Source organism: Streptococcus sp. 1055 (genome assembly GCF_013276815.1).
GTDB lineage: Bacteria > Bacillota > Bacilli > Lactobacillales > Streptococcaceae > Streptococcus > Streptococcus pseudopneumoniae.
Genome location: NZ_VMLT01000039.1, coordinates 1 through 5,743 on the forward strand (window position 1 = coordinate 1; position 5,743 = coordinate 5,743).

Consider the following 5,743-nt stretch of genomic DNA (forward strand, 5'->3'; position numbering starts at 1 on the left):
CTTTTTGAGATTTTTTACGAATAATACTCTTCGAAAATCTCTTCAAACCGCGTCAACGTCGCCTTGCCGTATATATGTTACTGACTTCGTCAGTTCTATCTGCAACCTCAAAACAGTGTTTTGAGCTGACTTCGTCAGTCTTATCTACAACCTCAAAGCAGTGCTTTGAGCAACCTGCGGCTAGTTTCCTAGTTTGCTCTTTGATTTTCATTGAGTATAAATAGATGGAAAAGAAAATCTTGTACAAGTTCCTGACAATTTCTTTCTTTTCGTGTATAATAGTGGAAAAGAGGTAAAACGAGGTATGGTTATGGAAGCAGTCCTTTACTCAACATTCCGAAATCATTTAAAGGACTACATGAAGAAGGTAAACGATGAATTTGAGCCTTTAACGGTGGTTAATAAAAATCCAGATGAGGACATTGTAGTTCTTTCAAAGAGCGAATGGGACAGTATTCAGGAAACTCTGAGAATCGTTCAAAATAAGGAACTATCTGACAAGGTCTTGCGAGGAATGGCTCAAGTCCGTGCTGGAAGCACTCAAGTCCATGTTATTGAGGAGTGAGGAATGCTGCTCAAGTTTACAGAAGATGCGTGGGCAGATTATTGCTACTGGCAAACTCAGGATAAGAAAACACTAAAAAGAATCAATAAACTAATTAAGGATATTCAAAGTGATTCATTTACAGGAATAGGAAAACCAGAACCACTCAAGTATGACTACCAAGGAGCCTGGTCACGGCGTATTGATGCAGAAAATCGCTTGATTTATATGATGGATGGAGATAGCATCGCTTTTTTGTCCTTCAAAGATCACTACTAAGTCTACTGAAAGGTGGGCTTTTTATTTTTTAAATTTTTATGAGTAAGTTTAAGATAAAGTTTTTTAGAAAATGACAGAATCCCTAATACAAAAGACAAAAACTCAGTAAAGAAATTTAGTATATAAACTTCGATTTTTTCCCTTGAATCCGCTTTATCACTTGTATTTTGTGGTATAATGAAGAGAATTGTTAATAATAAAAACAGGGGAAGTAAATGTCTAATTTTAAAGAAAAACTACCGATATTCCAGTCGAACGATGTTCAGATTTCAAATGTAGTCAATGCAGTTTGGTCGATTGCGAACACCTTACGTGGAGCTTATCGTTCGGATAAGTATCGAGTGATGTAATTAAAAATTGGATGAGAAGAAAAGATACAATTGAGTTTCTTGGTTTATGGAAAAGCTTAAACAACATGAATTTCAATTCGGTCGAATTCGACCGAATTAAATCGGAAGCTGGATATAATTCATTTACATTGTCTCCTAAGAAATGGGTAGAGAAAACTGGAGCAATCGGAATTATCTCAAAAGGTGGAAGATATGGTGGTGCATTTGCACATATAGATATTGCCTTTGAATTTGCTTCATGTATTTCTGCTGAATTTAAGATGTATGTAATTCAGGATTACAAAAGACTTAAGTCAGATTAAAATTCTAAGATATCATTAGGCTGGAATTTGAATAGAGAAATTTCTAAGATTAACTACAAAATTCATACAGATGCAATCAAAGAATATCTCTTAAAAGATCTTACCAACGAACAGTTGTCTTACAAGTATGTAAGTGAAGCAGATATGATCAATGTTGTTTTATTTAACAAAAGAGCTAAACAGTGGCGTGAAGAAAATAGGAACAATTAGTACAACACTTGTAGTAGTTGCGGGAGTAAGTGCGGGTGTGCTTGGAGGAAAATTTGACTTTAAATTTCCTAAAAAGATTTAATGGAGAATAATAAATATGAAGTTTAAAAATTATCTATTTGATTTATATCCTTATTTTCCCAAAGGTTTTTCATTATATAATAGAAAGGATCCTGATGTATGTAGTAAGGCGTTGTACGATGATTTATGTAAGATGTTTTTTGATGATGATTCAAAAGAAAAACTTAAAATAACATCTGTATGTAATAAATGCCAAAACTTTGGAAATGGAGATTTTTATACTTTATTTATTGATAAGGATAAGTATTTATTATCAAGTGATTATATAGGAGCCTCTATTTATTGGGCAAGAAAGGCAGGATTAAACGACAGAATAATTTTAGATCATTTGAGTATTTCAAGAACAATAGGTGGACACATTCTTTTCCCTAGAGGTGGTGGAAAATCAGAAACCGTTAATACAGCTAGAGGTGGAAAACCTAGAATCAAGAATGGAATTTATAAAGGATATTATGATCGTTTTGATTTAACACTATATGCTATAAAAGAATGGTTTGCGGGAAATAATAATTCAAAAATAGATTATGCTATAGAGAATTACCGTGAATGGTTTGAACTATTTTTTGATGATGATAATTGTAAAAATGGATTTGAGAAATTTGTCGAGTTTTTTAAGTTAGAAGGATTTATATATGAGCAAAATAAAATTATAGATTTAATTAAATCAGATTTAGAGAACAATCAGGTTGTCTTTTTAGATAAAGAAGATATTAGGATTGCTAGCACAGAAGAAGAATATATAAGATATATGAAACATCTTAATATCATTATTCTAGAAAGAACTAAAAAAATATTATTATAAATATTTCAGCACCAGTTAAATAAAATGTGCGTTTTCTTTATCAAAAAAATTAATAAAAGAGGTTACCAAGAGGGATAAATTTTAAGTGTAGGGGGAATTTATCCTTTTTGCTTTTGAGGTAGAAGAGAAATCTATTGAATTATCCTATGAATATGTAGATGATGGATATAGTGGTTCTAATTTTGAGCGACCAAATTTTAAGAATATGATTGATGACCTGAATAAAGGAAAGTTTTCTATCATTATGGTAAAAGATTTATCTCGTTTCGGCAGAGAGTATATCGAGTCAGGAAAGTACTTACAAAAGATATTTCTTGAAAAAGGTATTCGCTTTATATCTGTAAATGATAACTATGATAGTGATAATGCGGATGTTAGCGATATCCATTTAAGGTTTGTGAAAATCACTTTTTTATGGTAGAATGTAAAAGAATGTATGTCATTCGGAATAACAATAAAATGAGGTAAAAACATGGAAATCATGTCGCTTGCGATTGCTGTTTTTGCCGTCATCATTGGTTTAGTCATTGGATATGTCAGCATCTCAGCTAAGATGAAATCATCTCAGGAAGCTGCAGAGTTGATGCTTTTAAATGCTGAACAAGAAGCAACTAATTTACGTGGACAAGCTGAGCGTGAAGTGGATTTACTTGTTAATGAAGCCAAACGTGAAAGCAAGTCTCTTAAAAAAGAAGCACTATTGGAGGCCAAAGAAGAAGCCAGAAAATACCGTGAAGAAGTGGACGCTGAATTCAAATCAGAACGTCAAGAACTCAAACAAATCGAAAGTCGTTTGACAGAGAGAGCTACTAGCCTTGACCGTAAGGACGACAATTTGACGAGTAAAGAACAAACACTTGAACAAAAAGAACAAAGTATTTCTGATAGAGCGAAAAACCTTGATGCGCGTGAAGAGCAATTAGAGGAAGTCGAAAGACAAAAAGAAGCAGAACTAGAGCGTATTGGTGCTCTGTCTCAGGCAGAAGCACGAGATATTATCTTGGCACAGACAGAGGAAAACTTGACCAAGGAGATTGCCAGTCGTATTCGCGAAGCTGAGCAAGAGGTCAAGGAACGTTCTGACAAAATGGCCAAGGACATCCTGGTTCAAGCTATGCAACGTATCGCTGGTGAATATGTAGCGGAGTCAACAAACTCAACGGTTCATCTGCCAGACGATACTATGAAGGGACGCATTATTGGTCGTGAAGGTCGTAACATTCGTACCTTTGAAAGTTTGACAGGGGTCGATGTGATTATCGACGATACACCAGAAGTGGTGACCTTGTCAGGATTTGATCCGATTCGTCGTGAGATTGCCCGTATGACGATGGAAATGTTGCTCAAGGATGGTCGTATCCACCCAGCTCGTATCGAAGAGTTGGTTGAGAAAAACCGTCAAGAGATTGACAATAAGATCCGTGAATACGGTGAGGCTGCTGCCTATGAGATTGGCGCACCAAACCTTCATCCAGACTTGATGAAGATTATGGGTCGCTTGCAATTCCGGACTTCATATGGCCAAAATGTTTTGCGCCATTCGATTGAGGTTGCTAAGTTAGCTGGTATTATGGCCAGCGAGCTTGGTGAGAATGCGGCTCTTGCCCGTCGTGCTGGATTCCTTCACGACATCGGAAAAGCCATTGACCGCGAGGTTGAAGGTAGCCACGTTGAAATCGGTATGGAATTGGCACGTAAGTACAAGGAACATCCAGTTGTGGTCAATACGATTGCTAGTCACCACGGAGATGTTGAAGCTGAGAGCGTCATTGCAGTTATCGTTGCTGCAGCAGATGCCTTGAGCGCAGCTCGTCCAGGTGCTCGTAGTGAGTCTCTTGAAAGCTACATCAAGCGTCTCCATGATTTGGAAGAAATTGCGAACGGCTTTGAAGGGGTACAAAATAGCTTTGCCCTTCAAGCAGGACGTGAAATTCGTATCATGGTCAATCCAGGAAAAATCAAGGACGACAAAGTCACAATCTTAGCTCACAAAGTTCGTGAGAAAATTGAAAACAATCTCGATTACCCAGGAAATATCAAGATAACCGTGATTCGTGAGCTTCGTGCAGTAGATTATGCTAAATAATAAAAAACTGAGGTCAGTGAAATCTGACTTCAGTTTTTTTGAAGTACGACGGGCATGTGGTGCATCTGAGGTGTAATACTCTTCGAAAATCTCTTCAAACCACGTCAACGTCGCCTTGCCGTACTCAAGTACAGCCTGCGGCTAGTTTCCTAGTTTACTCTTTGATTTTCATTGAGTACAAGTCCTTGGTGGGCACCTGCTACCGGTGAACCCAATAGCGATTCCCAAGTCTGACTATCGTGAGGTAGCGGATTAAAACGGTCTGGGGATAGACCGTTTTAAGTTTGACGCTGGAAATAAGAATCGTCAGAGGAAGGGATAGCGAAATCGTGGCTCTACGAACAGGAAGGTGATAGTAAGGCGTATATAGCGGATAGGGGGGCGCGAAACCTTAAAGTCCAAAAAGGTAGTCGTAACCTATATGCGTAAATCACGAGAGTAATTGAATTCGAACTAAGATTTATCTTTTTCCACTGTAACCTTTTAACGTCCTCATGTCTAGTCTAAACGAGGAAAGATGTAGAACTTATCCCGTGAGGTCTGTCGCTAGAAAGAGAAAACGACAGATCGAAGTAATCCTACTTTACTTGTGTCTGTAAAACGAACGGTCTGATAGAACTGGACTCTGTCACGTATTGACTAGATGAAGGTTCACCAATATAAGATATCCCTCAGGCACCAAAACAAGAAAGGAATAGGCACATGTCAAAATTGCTAGATAAGATAGTATCACGCGAAAATATGCTGGAAGCCTACAATCAAGGAAAATCCAATAAAGGCTCAGCTGGGATTGATGGAATGACTATCGAAGAGATGGATAATTATCTCAGACAAAACTGGCGCCTGACTAAAGAACTGATAAAACAGAGGAAATACAAACCTCAATCAGTCCTGCGAGTTGAAATCCCCCAACCCAATGGAGGTGTCCTTCAGCTTGGGATTCCGACAGTGATGGATAGGATAATCCAACAAGCCATTGTCCAAGCTCTTAGAGTACTTAAATGACGGCTATGAGTGGATAGTGGATATAGACCTAGAGAAATTTTTCGATAGGGTTCCTCAAGATAGATTGATGTCCTTAGTACATAA

At 37.4% G+C, this 5,743-nt stretch carries 5 protein-coding genes and 3 pseudogenes; all 8 read left to right on the plus strand.

Going from position 1 to position 5,743, the window contains the following annotated elements; genetic code table 11:
• Positions 1-310 precede the first annotated feature (310 nt).
• Positions 311-565: a type II toxin-antitoxin system Phd/YefM family antitoxin gene (locus HT699_RS03925; protein ID WP_016398854.1), complete on the plus strand. Its 255-nt coding sequence runs from the start codon at positions 311-313 to the stop codon at positions 563-565.
• A gap of 3 nt (positions 566-568) precedes the next feature.
• On the plus strand, positions 569-823 hold the full coding sequence (locus HT699_RS03930; RefSeq protein ID WP_016398855.1) for a Txe/YoeB family addiction module toxin: 255 nt from the start codon (positions 569-571) through the stop codon (positions 821-823).
• Positions 824-1,169: 346 nt separating this feature from the next.
• Positions 1,170-1,673, plus strand: a pseudogene (locus tag HT699_RS12145) (KilA-N domain-containing protein); the annotation flags it as partial.
• The gene (locus tag HT699_RS03940) at positions 1,627-1,767 is read left to right on the plus strand and encodes a hypothetical protein (RefSeq protein ID WP_000899898.1); all 141 of its coding nucleotides are present in this window, start codon (positions 1,627-1,629) and stop codon (positions 1,765-1,767) included. The pseudogene HT699_RS12145 and the gene HT699_RS03940, both read left to right, overlap by 47 nt.
• 15 nt (positions 1,768-1,782) lie before the next feature.
• A complete protein-coding gene (locus tag HT699_RS03945; RefSeq protein ID WP_172934110.1) occupies positions 1,783-2,568 on the plus strand; it encodes a hypothetical protein in 786 nt (261 codons plus the stop codon).
• Positions 2,569-2,704: 136 nt separating this feature from the next.
• Positions 2,705-2,959: pseudogene (locus HT699_RS03950) on the plus strand (recombinase family protein); the annotation flags it as partial.
• Positions 2,960-3,040: 81 nt separating this feature from the next.
• Positions 3,041-4,654 carry a ribonuclease Y gene (locus HT699_RS03955; RefSeq protein ID WP_000404950.1) on the plus strand — a complete coding sequence of 538 codons (1,614 nt, stop codon included), beginning with the start codon at positions 3,041-3,043 and terminating at the stop codon, positions 4,652-4,654.
• Between the two features lie 702 nt (positions 4,655-5,356).
• A pseudogene (locus tag HT699_RS03960) lies at positions 5,357-5,743 on the plus strand (group II intron reverse transcriptase/maturase); the annotation flags it as partial.

Excerpts from the sequence above, each read along its gene's own strand:
- HT699_RS03925 (WP_016398854.1), top strand. The coding sequence starts at position 311 with ATGGAAGCAGTCCTTTACTCAACATTCCGAAATCATTTAAAGGACTAC.
- HT699_RS03930 (WP_016398855.1), top strand. The coding sequence starts at position 569 with ATGCTGCTCAAGTTTACAGAAGATGCGTGGGCAGATTATTGCTACTGG.
- HT699_RS03940 (WP_000899898.1), top strand. The coding sequence starts at position 1,627 with ATGTTGTTTTATTTAACAAAAGAGCTAAACAGTGGCGTGAAGAAAATA.
- HT699_RS03945 (WP_172934110.1), top strand. The coding sequence starts at position 1,783 with ATGAAGTTTAAAAATTATCTATTTGATTTATATCCTTATTTTCCCAAA.
- HT699_RS03955 (WP_000404950.1), top strand. The coding sequence starts at position 3,041 with ATGGAAATCATGTCGCTTGCGATTGCTGTTTTTGCCGTCATCATTGGT.